Annotated in this window: 19 protein-coding genes and 1 tRNA gene; 13 read left to right on the top strand and 7 right to left on the bottom strand. The window is 40.4% G+C overall.

Features of this window, described 5'->3' with window-relative positions:
• Nucleotide 1: 1 nt before the first annotated feature.
• Nucleotides 2-250 carry a hypothetical protein gene (locus ACYQ3A_RS02315; protein WP_459895346.1) on the top strand — a complete coding sequence of 83 codons (249 nt, stop codon included), beginning with the start codon at nucleotides 2-4 and terminating at the stop codon, nucleotides 248-250.
• A complete protein-coding gene (locus ACYQ3A_RS02310) occupies nucleotides 228-1,805 on the top strand; it encodes an ArnT family glycosyltransferase (protein WP_459895344.1) in 1,578 nt (525 codons plus the stop codon). The genes ACYQ3A_RS02315 and ACYQ3A_RS02310 overlap by 23 nt, the downstream gene beginning before the upstream one ends.
• Here the strand turns inward: ACYQ3A_RS02310 and ACYQ3A_RS02305 are convergent.
• Nucleotides 1,727-2,548 (bottom strand): SIR2 family NAD-dependent protein deacylase, encoded by an 822-nt coding sequence (locus tag ACYQ3A_RS02305; RefSeq protein ID WP_459895342.1) that lies wholly within the window; start codon nucleotides 2,546-2,548, stop codon nucleotides 1,727-1,729. The two genes, ACYQ3A_RS02310 and ACYQ3A_RS02305, sit on opposite strands and share 79 nt — an antisense overlap.
• 34 nt (nucleotides 2,549-2,582) lie before the next feature.
• A tRNA-Leu gene (locus ACYQ3A_RS02300) sits at nucleotides 2,583-2,669 on the bottom strand.
• A gap of 109 nt (nucleotides 2,670-2,778) precedes the next feature.
• Here ACYQ3A_RS02300 and ACYQ3A_RS02295 point away from each other — a divergent pair.
• The 4 genes from ACYQ3A_RS02295 to ACYQ3A_RS02280 all read left to right on the top strand — a co-directional run bounded on the left by ACYQ3A_RS02295 (nucleotide 2,779) and on the right by ACYQ3A_RS02280 (nucleotide 5,397).
• The gene (locus ACYQ3A_RS02295) at nucleotides 2,779-3,492 is read left to right on the top strand and encodes an MBL fold metallo-hydrolase (protein WP_459895340.1); all 714 of its coding nucleotides are present in this window, start codon (nucleotides 2,779-2,781) and stop codon (nucleotides 3,490-3,492) included.
• A gap of 10 nt (nucleotides 3,493-3,502) precedes the next feature.
• Complete coding sequence (ffh, locus tag ACYQ3A_RS02290; RefSeq protein ID WP_459895338.1) at nucleotides 3,503-4,849, top strand: signal recognition particle protein; 1,347 nt, start codon at nucleotides 3,503-3,505, stop codon at nucleotides 4,847-4,849.
• Between the two features lie 66 nt (nucleotides 4,850-4,915).
• The gene (gene rpsP, locus ACYQ3A_RS02285; protein WP_459895336.1) at nucleotides 4,916-5,146 is read left to right on the top strand and encodes a 30S ribosomal protein S16; all 231 of its coding nucleotides are present in this window, start codon (nucleotides 4,916-4,918) and stop codon (nucleotides 5,144-5,146) included.
• Between the two features lie 11 nt (nucleotides 5,147-5,157).
• A complete protein-coding gene (locus ACYQ3A_RS02280) occupies nucleotides 5,158-5,397 on the top strand; it encodes a KH domain-containing protein (protein WP_459895334.1) in 240 nt (79 codons plus the stop codon).
• Between the two features lie 241 nt (nucleotides 5,398-5,638).
• Here the strand turns inward: ACYQ3A_RS02280 and fsa are convergent, their stop codons facing one another.
• The 5 genes from fsa to ACYQ3A_RS02255 are packed head-to-tail and all read right to left on the bottom strand — an operon-like array spanning nucleotide 5,639 to nucleotide 9,241.
• Nucleotides 5,639-6,301: a fructose-6-phosphate aldolase gene (fsa, locus tag ACYQ3A_RS02275; RefSeq protein WP_459895331.1), complete on the bottom strand. Its 663-nt coding sequence runs from the start codon at nucleotides 6,299-6,301 to the stop codon at nucleotides 5,639-5,641.
• Nucleotides 6,298-6,807 carry a metal-dependent hydrolase gene (locus tag ACYQ3A_RS02270; protein ID WP_459895328.1) on the bottom strand — a complete coding sequence of 170 codons (510 nt, stop codon included), beginning with the start codon at nucleotides 6,805-6,807 and terminating at the stop codon, nucleotides 6,298-6,300. The genes fsa and ACYQ3A_RS02270 overlap by 4 nt, the downstream gene beginning before the upstream one ends.
• The gene (locus tag ACYQ3A_RS02265) at nucleotides 6,804-7,451 is read right to left on the bottom strand and encodes an MBL fold metallo-hydrolase (RefSeq protein ID WP_459895325.1); all 648 of its coding nucleotides are present in this window, start codon (nucleotides 7,449-7,451) and stop codon (nucleotides 6,804-6,806) included. Before ACYQ3A_RS02265 ends, ACYQ3A_RS02270 begins: the two co-directional genes overlap by 4 nt.
• Nucleotides 7,411-7,998 carry a LabA-like NYN domain-containing protein gene (locus ACYQ3A_RS02260; protein WP_459895323.1) on the bottom strand — a complete coding sequence of 196 codons (588 nt, stop codon included), beginning with the start codon at nucleotides 7,996-7,998 and terminating at the stop codon, nucleotides 7,411-7,413. Before ACYQ3A_RS02260 ends, ACYQ3A_RS02265 begins: the two co-directional genes overlap by 41 nt.
• Nucleotides 7,967-9,241, bottom strand: coding sequence for a cation diffusion facilitator family transporter (locus ACYQ3A_RS02255; RefSeq protein WP_459895320.1), 1,275 nt, complete (start codon nucleotides 9,239-9,241; stop codon nucleotides 7,967-7,969). The genes ACYQ3A_RS02260 and ACYQ3A_RS02255 overlap by 32 nt, the downstream gene beginning before the upstream one ends.
• A gap of 267 nt (nucleotides 9,242-9,508) precedes the next feature.
• Here ACYQ3A_RS02255 and ACYQ3A_RS02250 point away from each other — a divergent pair, with 267 nt between their 5' ends.
• Genes ACYQ3A_RS02250 through rplI form a run of 7 tightly spaced genes read left to right on the top strand, consistent with a single transcriptional unit; the run spans nucleotide 9,509 to nucleotide 12,924 of the window.
• On the top strand, nucleotides 9,509-10,096 hold the full coding sequence (locus ACYQ3A_RS02250; RefSeq protein ID WP_459895317.1) for a 50S ribosomal protein L25: 588 nt from the start codon (nucleotides 9,509-9,511) through the stop codon (nucleotides 10,094-10,096).
• Complete coding sequence (pth, locus tag ACYQ3A_RS02245; RefSeq protein WP_459895314.1) at nucleotides 10,096-10,665, top strand: aminoacyl-tRNA hydrolase; 570 nt, start codon at nucleotides 10,096-10,098, stop codon at nucleotides 10,663-10,665. The genes ACYQ3A_RS02250 and pth overlap by 1 nt, the downstream gene beginning before the upstream one ends.
• An 11-nt stretch (nucleotides 10,666-10,676) precedes the next feature.
• Complete coding sequence (gene rpsF / locus ACYQ3A_RS02240; protein ID WP_459895311.1) at nucleotides 10,677-11,051, top strand: 30S ribosomal protein S6; 375 nt, start codon at nucleotides 10,677-10,679, stop codon at nucleotides 11,049-11,051.
• Nucleotides 11,051-11,428 carry a single-stranded DNA-binding protein gene (locus ACYQ3A_RS02235; RefSeq protein ID WP_459895308.1) on the top strand — a complete coding sequence of 126 codons (378 nt, stop codon included), beginning with the start codon at nucleotides 11,051-11,053 and terminating at the stop codon, nucleotides 11,426-11,428. The genes rpsF and ACYQ3A_RS02235 overlap by 1 nt, the downstream gene beginning before the upstream one ends.
• Before the next feature lie 11 nt (nucleotides 11,429-11,439).
• The gene (gene rpsR / locus ACYQ3A_RS02230) at nucleotides 11,440-11,682 is read left to right on the top strand and encodes a 30S ribosomal protein S18 (protein ID WP_459895305.1); all 243 of its coding nucleotides are present in this window, start codon (nucleotides 11,440-11,442) and stop codon (nucleotides 11,680-11,682) included.
• On the top strand, nucleotides 11,682-12,491 hold the full coding sequence (locus ACYQ3A_RS02225; protein WP_459895303.1) for a YybS family protein: 810 nt from the start codon (nucleotides 11,682-11,684) through the stop codon (nucleotides 12,489-12,491). Before rpsR ends, ACYQ3A_RS02225 begins: the two co-directional genes overlap by 1 nt.
• Complete coding sequence (rplI, locus tag ACYQ3A_RS02220; protein WP_459895301.1) at nucleotides 12,472-12,924, top strand: 50S ribosomal protein L9; 453 nt, start codon at nucleotides 12,472-12,474, stop codon at nucleotides 12,922-12,924. Before ACYQ3A_RS02225 ends, rplI begins: the two co-directional genes overlap by 20 nt.
• The last annotated feature ends 31 nt before the right edge of the window (nucleotides 12,925-12,955 follow it).

Below are 12,955 nucleotides of genomic sequence, written 5' to 3'. Positions count from 1 at the left end.
AATGTACAGGAAGCTTTTAAAGTGCAGCACCTGTGGAAATGTTGGAGAGTTTGAGTACATAGGGTCAAGGGACGTAAATAGAAAAGGCGATATAAGGGACATTATTGGAGATGAAGAAATGTGGATGAGTTATTTCAGATGTCCTGAGTGTGGTTCTATTGAGGTAGAATTTCATCCTGTAGGTGAAAAACCAGATATTCCAGACGAGCATTTCAAAGAGGTAGCTGTTGAAAAAGGAGATAGTAAATAGAACCTTCAGACTTTTTCTGATTTTCCTCGTTTTTTCGCTCTTGATAAATATTGGGACATTAGTTCTTCACCATGAAGAACCAAGACGGGGAATAATAACTTTTGAGATGTTGAAGCTTCACAACTTCCTTCAGCCAACTGTTCTTCTTGAACCATATTTTAAGAAGCCTCCTTTTCACAACTGGGTCTTAGCGCTCTTCTCAACAGTTTCGGGTTCGGTGTCTGAATTCTCACTGAGGATTCCCTCTCTTCTGTCTGTTGTTCTAACCACTATTCTTATCTTCTTCTTTTCCTCCAAGTTTTTCGAAAGGAGAGTGGCACTCTTTTCGGCGGTTGTATTTCCAACATTTTTCATGGTTCTCTTTGGGTATTCAACAAAGTGTGAACCGGATACACCCTTCACTTTCCTTGTTTCATCCTCTATTCTTTTCTGGTACTACTTTATGGAAAAGAAAAGAGAGAAAGTAGCCTGGTTTCTTGGGTACTTTTTTACCTCCCTTGCAGCCCTTACAAAAGGTTTTCCAGCATTTCACTTTTTCCTGATAGCTGTATTTGTTTACTTTTTCCTAAAGAAAGATTTAAAAGGGCTTTTTTCTTTAAATCATTTAATTGGATTTATTTTAGGGATTGTTCCTTTCGTTAGCTGGATACTTGCCGTTCCAACAGAACAAGCTTTGAAAACCCTTTTCTCAGAGGTTACTTCTCGGGCTCCCACTCAATTTAATTTGCTTGAAACCATCAAAAGGTACGTTTCTTTTCCATTTAGATTCTTGTTCGCAACCTTTCCGTGGTCACTAATTGTGCTTTTCTACCTGTATAAGGAAAGGGAGAGTTATAAAGATTTACTTAATAATAAACTTACCCTTTTTCTGCTCTTGACGTTTGCTGGAAACTCTCTTATCTACTGGCTCTTTCCTGGTTCGAGGATGAGATACACAATGCCTATCCTTCCACTTTTGGCAATTTTAATAGCGGTCTATCTGAAGGAGAAGTTTTTCTTACACAAGAGAGCAAAGAGTATTCTTCAGTTTACAATGGAGCTCCTCGTCCCAATTGGGATCGTTGCTGGAGTGGTTGCTACCCACAACCCATCCTTCATACTCAAACAGACAATCGTTTTTCTGATTTTTGCCTATCTCTTTTACTTCTTCTTTCTCCCAAGAATTAACTTTACCCCAGTTGTAATCCTCTTTGCACTTTTGATGGTTCTCCTCAGAGGGTTTTACAGCTCATATTATCTATCAGTAGCAGATTACAAATATCCACCGGTCAAAGAAGTTGCGAAAGAAATAGGAGAGATGACGAAAGACTATTCTCTCTATGCAAAGACAAAGTATCTCCAGCTCTGTTTTTACGTTGAAAAGTATAGAGACAAGGTGTTACCCTATTCCCCAAAGCCTCCAGAGGACTCCCTTTTCCTTTCTGAAAAACCTGAAGGAAATGTTTTAAAAGAATTGTCTCTTGGTAAGCACAAGTTTTACCTGTGTTCTTTTAGCATTGAAACAATAGATGGTAGGACTTTAGAGGCTGAATCCCGGAAAACAAAGTCGCAGTAGGAAGATATAGGAGTTTCCTCTGGATTTATCTCAACAAGAACTGCCCCATTTCTCTTTGCAACTATTGGTAGAGAAGCTACTGGCTGGACAACTGCTGACGTTCCAACGGAGAAAAAGATTTCACTTTTCTCTGTTGCCTGAAAAGCTCTTTGAAGAGCATCTTCTGGGAGACTTTCACCAAACCAGACAACTCCGGGACCAATGAAACTTCCACACCAACGACACTCTGGTAAATCCTCCTCCTTCAGACCTTCTAAAACTCTTTCTCTGAACTCTTCATCTGTGAGTCTTTTCAGAAATTCTCTATCTGAAAGAGGGAACAGTCTGGAAAACTCCTCCTCGCTGTACTTTTTGCCACAGTATCGACATTTTCCTTCAAAGATGTTTCCGTGGAGCTCTACAAGCCTTTTTGAGCCTGCTCTTCTATGGAGTCCATCAACGTTCTGGGTTATGAGAAGAAAATCAGGGAATAGACTTTCCATTTCGGCAAGGGCGGTATGAGCATGGTTGGATTTTGCCTTTGCTATAAGTCTCATTCTCCAGAGGTACCATTTCCAGACCATTAAAGGATTTTCTTCAAAAGCTTCAAATGTTGCGAGCTCTGTGGGGTCGTATTTGTTCCAGAGACCGTCTTTCCCTCTGAAGGTAGGAATCCCGCTTTCGGCACTTACACCAGCACCTGTGAGAACAGCAACGGACTGAGAGTTCTTGAAAAGTTGAATAAGTTTTTCTACGTTCTCCATCACGAGGTAACTGTGAAGTGTTTTTTACTTTTTATGGTGCCCGGGGCGGGATTTGAACCCGCACGGACTTGCGTCCACAGGATCCTGAGTCCTGCGCGTCTGCCAATTCCGCCACCCGGGCTTTATAATTGAGGAAGGACTTCTCCCTAAGAAGGGTAGAATTATAATATAGGCAAATTTTGACGAATTGCATAAATTGACTGCAGGGAAAATAACAAATGAGGTTAGAAATGGAAAATCTGAAGATTCTTTACGATAACACGGCGGTTAATGGCTTTGCTCCAGACTGGGGATTTTCTGCCCTTGTGGAGCTTTCCAAAGAAACTATACTTTTTGATACAGGGGCAAAGCCAGAAGTTCTTGCAGAGAATATGGAAAGGTTTGGATTAGACCCTTCAGAAATAGATACTGTTTTTATATCCCACAATCACTGGGATCATACCGGAGGATTGCCTTACCTTCTGGAGAAGAATGGAAATTTTGAACTTTTCATTCCTGAGCCTGACTGCCCGGAGTTTGAAGAAAACCTGCCGGAGAGTGTTGTCTGTGTTCCAATATCAGCTCCAACTTACATATCGGAGAGGGCAATCTCTACAGGAATGATGACAACGGGAATGGAAAAGCCCGCGTATGAGCATTCATTGATAGTTAGTACGGCGGAAGGGTTCCTTCTGTTGACAGGCTGCTCTCATCCTGGAATAGTCGAGATAGCTAAGAAAGCTGTGACAATCTGTGGAGAGGAACTGTTCCTCATAGTCGGTGGATTTCACCTTTATAAATCATCAGATGAGAAGATTATCGAAGTGACTGAAGAACTTAAAAGGTTTACTCGTTTTGTTGCTCCATGTCACTGTACAGGAGAGAGAGGAATAGAACTTTTCAAAGAAATCTGGAAAGATAGATTTGTAGAAGTAGCAACCGGTGTGGAAATTCCGCTCGAATAGGAGGTAGTTGATGTTTGATGCTTTAGCAGAAAAGGTTCAATCTGCAATAGAGAAAATTGGTAGGAAAGGAAGAATAGATGAAGAAACCCTTGAAAAGGGTCTTAGAGAGATAAAGCTTGCTCTTCTTGAAGCTGACGTAAACTACAGAGTTGTTTCAAAGTTTATAAAGGACATAAAAGAAAAAGCCCTTGGAGCCAAGGTAATAAAAGGTGTAAACCCTGCCCAGCAGCTTGTGAAGATAGTTCACGATGAGCTGGTTGAAACCTTAGGTGGAGAAGCTGAAAAACTCAACCTAAAGGGAAGACCGTCTGTTATTCTTCTAATAGGTCTTCAGGGTTCTGGAAAGACAACAACAGCAGCAAAACTTGCAAACTACCTGAAAAAGCAGGGAAAAAAGGTTCTTTTGACCTCTGCAGACGTTTACAGGCCTGCTGCAATGCTCCAGCTCAAAAAACTTGGAGATCAGATTGGAGTGCCTGTTTTCCTTGAAGAGAATGAAAAAGATGCTGTAAAGATTGCGGAAGATGCCCTAAGAAAAGCGAAAGAAGAAGGATACGACGTTCTCATTGTTGACACAGCAGGAAGACTCCACATAGATAAGGAGATGCTTGAAGAAGCAAGGAGAATAAAAGAAAGAGTTGTTCCTGATGAAACTCTCTTTGTTGTTGATGCAATGACCGGTCAGGAGTCAGTAAACATTGCGAAGGCTTTTGATGAAAGAGTTGGAATGAATGGAATTATCCTGACAAAGATGGATTCAGATGCGAGGGGAGGAGTTGCTTTATCTGTTAAGGGTGTTACAGGAAAGCCCATAAAGTTTGCCGGTGTTGGTGAGAAAATTGATGATTTTGAGCCTTTTTATCCTGACAGAGTGGCATCACGAATTCTGGGAATGGGAGACATTGTCTCTCTGGTTGAGAAAGCTCAAGAAGTGATAGATGAAAAAGAGGCACTTTCTATGCAGGAAAAACTCCTCTCAGGGGAGTTTACCTTAGAAGACTTCAGACAGCAGCTAAGAATGATTCAAAGGCTCGGACCTCTCCAGCAGATAATCAGGATGATTCCTGGACTCTCAAGTCAAAAAATGCTCAAACAGCTTGAGAAGGCGATAGATGATAAGAAACTGAAAAGGATTGAAGCGATAATAAACTCAATGACTCCAGAGGAGAGAAGAAACCACGCAATTATAAATGCCAGCAGGAAGAGAAGAATTGCAAGAGGTAGTGGAACTTCTGTTAAGGAGGTCGATGCGCTTATAAAACAGTTTGTTCAGGCGAAGATGGCAATGAAACAGATGAAGAAGATGCAGAAGAAAATGGCAAAGAAGGGTGGAAGGTTTCCCTTTCCCTTTATGTAAACTTGAACTAAATTTCTTTTGGAATAAAATTACCACTCAAAACTCTGATAATGCAGGAGGAGTGCCTTGGTTAAGATCAGACTTAAAAGGATGGGAAGAAAGAAGCTTCCTATTTACAAGATTGTAGTTGCTGAGAGTATGTCTAAGAGAGATGGAAGAGCAGTGGATATTCTTGGGACTTATAACCCAAAGTCTAAAGAGCTCCAAATCGATGTTGAGAAGGTAAAAGAGTGGCTTGCAAAGGGAGATCAACCTACAGACAGAGTAGCTGCTCTCCTAAAGAGAGTAGTTCAGTAAGGAGGTAGAAGATGTCTGCTCTAAAAGAGATGGTAGAGTGCGTAGCAAAGAGGCTCGTTGACAATCCTGACGCTGTTTATGTTGCAGAAACAGAGGGAGAAAGAACAGTTGTTATTGAGCTTAAAGTTGATCCAAAAGATCTTGGAAAAGTCATTGGAAGGCAAGGAAGAACAGCAAAGGCATTAAGAACTCTACTTTCTGCTGCTGCAACAAAAATGGGCAAAAGAGCTGTTCTTGAAATAATTGAGTAGCGGTTTGCCGCTACTCAAAACTCTTCATTTTCTCGAGGACTTCCTCAGCTTTGCTATCCTTACCAACATAGATTCCGTCTGATATTTGATAAGAACGTTTCTGTTACTGTAAAAAGCATACTATTCAATCTTTTAAACTTTGTCCTTCAAAATGAAAGTCTTATTCTTAATAGTTTTATCGCCAATTTTTTTATCTTCTTGATGCTATTTTCCCCTCTCCCTCCCGGTTAAATAGAGAATGCTATTTAAAGATTGCATCTTTATCAGGTACTTTTGCCCAATCCTCTAAGAACCTTTCAATTCCAATATCTGTTAAAGGATGCTTTGCAAGCTGCTTTATAACCTTAAACGGAATTGTTGCGATATCTGCTCCAAGGATAGCTGCTTGAAGAACGTGCTGAGGATGTCTGATGCTTGCAACGATTATCTCTGTGTCAAAACCGTAGTTATCGTAGATCTGAACAATTTGAGATATCAATTCCATTCCGTCGTGACCAATATCATCAAGCCTTCCAACAAAAGGAGAAACGAAAGTAGCTCCGGCTTTGGCTGCAAGAAGTGCTTGAAGAGGTGAAAAAACAAGAGTAACGTTTGTTTTTATTCCTTCTTCGGAAAGTATTTTGACTGCTTTCAATCCTTCTGTTGTCATAGGTATTTTTATAACAACGTTGTCTCCAAGTTTTGCAAGTTGTCTTGCTTCATCTACCATGCCTTGAGTATTAAGGCTGACAACTTCAAGACTTACAGGACCAGGAACAGTTTCAATGATTTCCTTTGCAACTTCAAGGAAAGGCCTTCCAGTCTTTGAAATCAAAGTTGGATTGGTGGTAACTCCGTCAACCATTCCCATTTCCATGGCTGCTTTTATTTCGTTAATGTCAGCAGTATCTATGAAGAACTTCATCCTCTAACCTCCTCGATTAATTTCTTTAAAACTTCAAAAATATCCTCATCTATAAAACTTGTATAGCTGAGTTCTCCAGAATCAATGAAATAGATGAGTATTGTAATCAGGGTAAGTATAACAAAAATCTCTCCAAACTTCCCTGAGCGAACAAACTTTAAAGAAAGCCTTGGATAATATTTTAGAGTAAAAGGTACTCCCAGAGGGTTTAAGATATCGAGGAGAATGTGTGAAACATAACCAATAGAAAAAGAGAGCAGGTAGCGTCCCAGTTCATAGCTATAGTTATCCCTGAAATAAAGAGAAAGCAGAACCAAAGTTATAGGTATAGCAACATGGTGGGTTATTCCTCTATGGGAATTGAATAGTGTTCTATTTTGTCTTTTAGGTAAGCCTTTTTTTAAATCGATATCGGGTAAGACGCTTCCAAATGCAGCAGGGATTACAGGTAGATGGAAAAGTGCTGCAAGAAGGATTCCACCTAAGATGTGTGTACCTGCTGTCATCCCAGAATCTCTCTTATAAATGGATTGGTACTTAGTTCTTCTTTTACTGTAGTTCTTGGACCGTGTCCTGGAACAAGAGTTGTATCTGGGTTGAGGTGGTTCAGAACTTTTACTATTGAGCGTTGAAGGTCATTGTAGTTGCTCATCGGAAGGTCGTATCTGCCTATACTTCCTTTAAATATCAGGTCTCCTACTATTGCCACGTTTACTTCAGGCGAATAAAGAACAATACTACCGGGAGAATGGCCTGGAGCATGAATAATCTTGAAGGAGCAATTCCCTAATCTTATTTCATTTCCTTCTTCTACAGTTTCATCGGGTTGTGGTGAATACTCCGCGCCTGCCATCTCTCCAATTTCGCTTTCAATCCAGAAGGAGAGGTTTCTTGCTGCTTCCGGGTGCATGATGAGTTTAGCTTCTGGGAACTTTAGCTTTGCCCAGGCGTTAGCCGCTATGTGATCAGGATGTTCATGGGTATTGATTATATACTTAATCTGAAGTTCTTCTCTGAAAACTTTGTCCTCTATCTCTTCCAGAGATCTCCTATCCCCGGGATCAATGATAAGAGCTTCTTTGGTCTTTTCATCCCAGATAAGAAGCGTATTAACCAGAAATGGACCTGCTGGAATTGCCATGGTTTTCATCTTCCTTCTCCTCTAATACGATGTAATCACCCATTTCTCCAAGGTCAATATATTCGTTAGCAGCCTGAATGAGTTCTTTCGCAGTTATAGCTCGAAAAGAGATTACTTCTACCTTTATTCCTTTTGCTTTTAAAAAGTTTATAAGATCAACAAAATCGCCATCACCACTCATCAAAACAACAACATCAATCTTTCCATTTTCAGCCATTGCAATGGCATCAATGGCTATACCCATGTCCCAGTCGGCTTTGTATTCTATTTTGTCCCAGCTGTAAAATTTCTTTGGTTCTTTGAGCTTAACTTCATATCCCAAGTTTTTCAAGACGTAGATAAAGCTGTCCTGATTTACCCTGTCAAGATTAACTAAATAGGCTATAGCTCTGTAAAGTTTTCTTCCTCTTACCTCCAACTCAAGCAGCCTTTGAAAATCAACCTTTTTCTTTAGTGTATTTTTTGCCCCGTAGTAAATGTTTTGCATGTCAACAAAGACAGCAACGCTAAGGTGGGAAGCTATCCTATCCCTTTCTATAAGCTCGAGTGCTTTCACCGGCTCCTCCTTGGGAGATATCACAGGCAAATCTATTCCAGACAGCAAGTGGTGGTTCACAGACAGGATCCTGTTTTAACTTCTCTATAAAGCGGGTGAGTTCTTCTTCGGGTATAAGCTTCATACCTATTCCATAGTTAGAGAGGGCAAAAATTACACCTTTTCCAATAGGTAATGAATTGACAGCAATGCAGTTAACACCCTTTGAAAGGAGAAACTCTACCAACTCAATGCATTTGCCGAATTTCATATTGGAGGCTGGGTTTTTCAGAAGTGCCAATTCCTCAAAGTTGTTTTTCTCTTTTTTTAGCAGGAGAATTTTCGGGCATTCTCCAAACCTCCCACAAACTCTTTTTTCATCTTCTTCAATGGGAATAGCATAGATAATATCGCTTCTCTCTTCTGGTTCGAAATGAATAACTATCTTTTCTATAAAGGGGACGTCTCGCTTTATCCTTTCCTCAATTTCATGGATGAGACTGTGGGCTTTTTCAAGGCTATCTGTAGAGACGCAGACTTCTGCTTCAATGAATTTGTAGCTTCCGGAACTCCTTCCGGTTATTGACTTAACTCTGGAGACAAGAGGATAGGAAAGCATTATTTCCTTAATTCTATCAAGGGTTTCTCTATCTATAGAAGCATCAAGAATGACTTTTAGAGAATCTAACATTATCTCGAAGCCTGAGTGGAAGATGAAAAGAACAACTATAAGAACTGCTATCTTTTCAAGTATGGGGTAACCAAAGTAGTTTCCAAGAATACCAGTAAGAACTATGATAGAAGAAAGCATATCGGTTTTTATGTGTTCAGAATCTGCAATGAGGCTGGGAGAATTGAGCTCTTCACCCTTCTTCCTCTCATACTTTGAAAAAAGGTAGGTAAGGATAATTGTAGTGATAATAGCCACAACAGCTGCAGGAAGATTGTCGATTATCATTTCTTTATGGCTGAAGAGAACATCTCTGGCTATCTCATAACCTGCGAAGAATATAGCAAAGGCACTAACTAATGAGATTACGTTTTCTACCTTGTAGAGTCCATAGGGAAAGCTATTCAGCTTCATATTGGCTATGACTATACCTGCATAAACAGATAGAGCAGCAGCAAAGTCAGCTATTGAGTGAATTCCATCTGCAATTAAAGCTGCAGAACCGGAAACTATTCCTGCACCAATCTTTAAAAGAGATAGAAATAGATTTAGAAAGACAGAATAGAGAGCTATCTTCTTTTTTTCCTCTACCATATAAAACTCCGTACCCAATAGAACTGTAAACTTAAATATCAAAGGCGTTATTTAAAAGATTTTCTGGCAAATTCTACCATCTCTGTAATTACATGATTGAGTAAGATTAAGTCAAAGTGTTACAATATATTTCAAGTTGACGTTCCATCCTCTACCTTCCTCAGGGGATTTTTTTTGACTACAGATGAAATATTTTTCCCTTGACAAATTTTCAATTCGAATGTAAATATTGCCTGCTTTCCCGCAAAACTAAAACAGGAGGTAAGTATGAAGGTAGTAAACCTGAAAGCTACCCGAAGAGAGAAGACAGGAAAAGGGGTAGCAAGAAAACTACGCAGGGAAGGCCTTCTGCCAGCCGTTATCTACGGTGGTGGAAGACCAGAGGCGACACACATAGCCATTCCTGCTAGCGAAGTAAGGAGAATCAAGCACCATCATGGTCTCATCAAGTTAGACCTTGATGGGGAAGAGAGGATATGCATCCTCAAAGATATCCAGTACAACTGGTTGGGGGATGTACCTATCCACGTTGACTTCCAGGAAGTCAAGTTTGGTGAAACCATCACTACTGTAGTCGAACTTGAGTTTGTAGGAACACCTGTTGGTGTATCCGAAGAGGGTGGTGTTCTCGAGATCATGAAAAGGGAAATTGAAATCGAAACTCTTCCAAGGGCAATTCCTGAAAAGATTGTTGTTGACATCTCCAACCTCCACGCAGGAGATGCTCTCCATGTAGGAGAACTTCCTGTTCCAGAAGGTGTCAAGATCGTTGACAACCCAGAAGAAACAGTTGTCGTAGTAACCGAACCAGAAGAAGCTACAACTGAAGGATCTGAAGAGGCTTCAGAGGAGTAATGATAAAGCTCATTGTAGGCCTTGGTAATCCCGGAAGGGAATATGAGAATACAAGGCACAACGTAGGCTGGATGGTTTTAGACCTTCTGGCTGAGGAGCTCGGTATCGATTTTTCTAAGGAAAAGTTTAAAGGGAAGGTCGCAGAGCTCAGAGCTGATGATGGTAGAAAGATTTTCCTTTTAAAGCCACTCACCTACATGAACCTGAGCGGGGAGAGTGTGGGAGAGATTGCAAGGTTTTACAAGATAAAGCCTGAAGAAATTCTGGTTATTTACGATGATCTTGATCTCCCTTTAGGTAAGCTCCGCCTCAGGTTGAAGGGAAGCAGCGGAGGACACAGAGGAGTAGCCTCTGTTGAACAGCACCTACGGAGCAGAAACTTCCCGAGACTTAGAGTGGGAATAGGAAGACCTGAAAGAAAGGAAGAGGTTGTCAACTACGTCCTGTCTCCTTTCAGAGAAGAAGAGATTGAAACTCTGAAGGAGACTATAGAGAAAGCAGTGAACTGCTTAAAAGAGATTCTCCAGAAGGGCGAGATTGACAACAAAATCATGAGTAAATGCAACTAACGGAGGTTAAAATGAGGGAATACTACTACGAGATGGTTTACATACTGAGACCAACAATGTCTGATGAAGAGATTGAAAAAGGCATAGAAAAGGTTAACTCTTATGTTGAAAGATACAACGGTGAAGTTCTCCACATTGATAGGTGGGGAAGAAGGCAGCTTGCGTACCCAATTAACGACTACGACAAAGGATACTACGTCCTTGAGTACATAAGGACAAACGATAGAGATTTTGTAAGGAATATGGAAAACTTTTTCAAAATCAACGAAGATGTAATCAGATTCCTTACATTCAGACTGAAGCCATCTGAAGTGAAGGAGTTAAAGGAGAAACTTGGAGCAAAGGCTGAAGCTGCTCCTGCTGAAGAGTCTAAGGGAGAAGAGTAATGGCAAACCTTAACAGAGTGTTTCTCATCGGAAGGCTCGTTGCTGATCCCCAGCTCTCACATACGAACTCCGGAACACCTTTTACCAGATTCAGAATTGCAGTTAACAACCCCTACAGGGACAGGAACGGCAACTGGCAGGATGAAACTCTTTTCATCGACGTTGTTCTCTGGGGAGATGCAGCCGATAGAGCTGTCAGCAGATTCAATAAGGGAACCAGAGTTCTTGTGGAAGGCAAACTGAGGCAGTCAAGCTGGGAAACAGAAGAGGGAGAAAGACGTTCAAGAATAGAAGTAAGAGCAGACAGAGTTGTAGGACTTGATCCCAGAAGGGAACAGAATGAATCTATTGAAGAAATTGATGACATCGAATTTTAAGGAGGTAAACAATGAGCAACGGACTTCCACAGAGAAGATTTGTAAGAAGAAGGAAATACTGTAAGTTTTGTGCTGAGAAGATAGAAAAGATTGACTATAAAAATGTAGAACTTATCAAGCCTTTTATTTCTGAAAGGGGAAGAATTATCCCAAGAAGAATTTCTGGTGTATGTTCCAAGCACCAGAGACAACTTGCAAGGGCTGTTAAAAGAGCAAGACACCTTGCATTACTCCCATTTGTGAAGATAGACTAATGAGAAATTACAAGCTGCCAGTTTTCTATGTTTTACTGACGGTTGCAACAGGAGCCCTAATGGGCATGGAGGCTCTTTTGCCTCTTGCTCTGGGGCTTTCTCTGTTTATTCCGGCTTTGTGTTATGTTGTCACCAGAGACTTTGGAATATTGGCTGCTTTGTTTCTCTCTGTAGTTTCTATTGGGATTATCTCTCTATCTGAAGGCTGGAAGATCTCTCTTGATATTTCTGCCTTTTCCCTTTTAGGTATATCAACAAGGATCTTAAAAGAGAGACTAAAAACAGAGAATATTATTCTTGTTCTGTCACTGATATCCTTTGGAACAACCATACTTGAAGATCTCTTTATAGGTCTTCCAGCCGAAGTTAAACAGATACCATGGTTTACTCAATTGAGATGGGGATTCTACTTTCTTTCATCCGTTGTAATATCAGCCATTAGTGTCGGCATGATAGCACTGGTTTCAAAAGAAGATTTCGGATTCAAGAGACTTAAATTTGATTTCTGGATTGTACCAATCTTTCTTATAGCTGGATTTTTATCCATCCTTAGGTGGATACCGGAGATACAGGTAATCAGTGCAAACATACTTGTTGGAGTTTTAGGACTTTTCATCGTCCAGGGATTTGCAATTTTTTCCTATTACATAGAGAAGTTTTCCTTGGTAGCAAAAATTTTGACCCTATTTGCTATTGTTTTCTTTCCGGCAGGAGCTGTTATAGTGGCAGTACTTGCTGGAATCTTCGATTTCTGGTTTGATTTCAGAAAACTAAAGGGAGGTAAGAAAAATGGAAGTGATTCTGCTTAGAGATATGGAAAACCTTGGAAAGGTTGGCGAAATTGTAAGAGTAAAGGATGGCTACGCTCGAAACTACTTAATTCCTGAGGGAATCGCTCTCCCTGCAACAAAATCCAACATTGCAAGGGTGAGAAATGAACTAAAAGCTCTTCAAAGGAAAGCTCAAAGACAGATTGAAAGGTATAAAGAACTTGCTGAGCAGCTATCTTCTACAAGAGTTGTTATTGAGCACGAAGCTGGTGAAGAAGGTAAACTGTTTGGTTCAGTCACAACCTCTCAGATAGAAAAAGCCCTTCACAAGGCTGGTTTTGAGGATGTAGAGAAAAGACAAATTATCCTTGAAAAACCTATAAGAGAAGTTGGTTCTTACGAGGTGAAAATTCACCTCTTCAAGGATATTGAGGCTACAATAACTGTTGATGTAGTGCCTCTTAAGAAATAAATTTTGCCCCTCCTGGGGCATTTCTTAATTA

It is taken from the genome of Desulfurobacterium crinifex, assembly GCF_054656775.1.
Note: the sequence above shows the minus strand (reverse complement) of the source record. Positions and strands in the feature narration are given on the sequence as shown.

What these genes read in the sequence shown, in the direction of transcription:
- ACYQ3A_RS02315 (WP_459895346.1), top strand. Translation starts at nt 2, where the DNA reads ATGTACAGGAAGCTTTTAAAGTGCAGCACCTGTGGAAATGTTGGAGAG.
- rpsF (WP_459895311.1), top strand. Translation starts at nt 10,677, where the DNA reads ATGAGGGAATACTACTACGAGATGGTTTACATACTGAGACCAACAATG.
- rpsR (WP_459895305.1), top strand. Translation starts at nt 11,440, where the DNA reads ATGAGCAACGGACTTCCACAGAGAAGATTTGTAAGAAGAAGGAAATAC.
- ACYQ3A_RS02305 (WP_459895342.1), bottom strand. Translation starts at nt 2,548, where the DNA reads ATGGAGAACGTAGAAAAACTTATTCAACTTTTCAAGAACTCTCAGTCC.
- ACYQ3A_RS02255 (WP_459895320.1), bottom strand. Translation starts at nt 9,241, where the DNA reads ATGGTAGAGGAAAAAAAGAAGATAGCTCTCTATTCTGTCTTTCTAAAT.
- pth (WP_459895314.1), top strand. Translation starts at nt 10,096, where the DNA reads ATGATAAAGCTCATTGTAGGCCTTGGTAATCCCGGAAGGGAATATGAG.
- ACYQ3A_RS02265 (WP_459895325.1), bottom strand. Translation starts at nt 7,451, where the DNA reads ATGAAAACCATGGCAATTCCAGCAGGTCCATTTCTGGTTAATACGCTT.
- ACYQ3A_RS02225 (WP_459895303.1), top strand. Translation starts at nt 11,682, where the DNA reads ATGAGAAATTACAAGCTGCCAGTTTTCTATGTTTTACTGACGGTTGCA.
- ffh (WP_459895338.1), top strand. Translation starts at nt 3,503, where the DNA reads ATGTTTGATGCTTTAGCAGAAAAGGTTCAATCTGCAATAGAGAAAATT.
- ACYQ3A_RS02270 (WP_459895328.1), bottom strand. Translation starts at nt 6,807, where the DNA reads ATGACAGCAGGTACACACATCTTAGGTGGAATCCTTCTTGCAGCACTT.
- ACYQ3A_RS02250 (WP_459895317.1), top strand. Translation starts at nt 9,509, where the DNA reads ATGAAGGTAGTAAACCTGAAAGCTACCCGAAGAGAGAAGACAGGAAAA.
- ACYQ3A_RS02235 (WP_459895308.1), top strand. Translation starts at nt 11,051, where the DNA reads ATGGCAAACCTTAACAGAGTGTTTCTCATCGGAAGGCTCGTTGCTGAT.
- rplI (WP_459895301.1), top strand. Translation starts at nt 12,472, where the DNA reads ATGGAAGTGATTCTGCTTAGAGATATGGAAAACCTTGGAAAGGTTGGC.
- ACYQ3A_RS02280 (WP_459895334.1), top strand. Translation starts at nt 5,158, where the DNA reads ATGTCTGCTCTAAAAGAGATGGTAGAGTGCGTAGCAAAGAGGCTCGTT.
- fsa (WP_459895331.1), bottom strand. Translation starts at nt 6,301, where the DNA reads ATGAAGTTCTTCATAGATACTGCTGACATTAACGAAATAAAAGCAGCC.
- ACYQ3A_RS02295 (WP_459895340.1), top strand. Translation starts at nt 2,779, where the DNA reads ATGGAAAATCTGAAGATTCTTTACGATAACACGGCGGTTAATGGCTTT.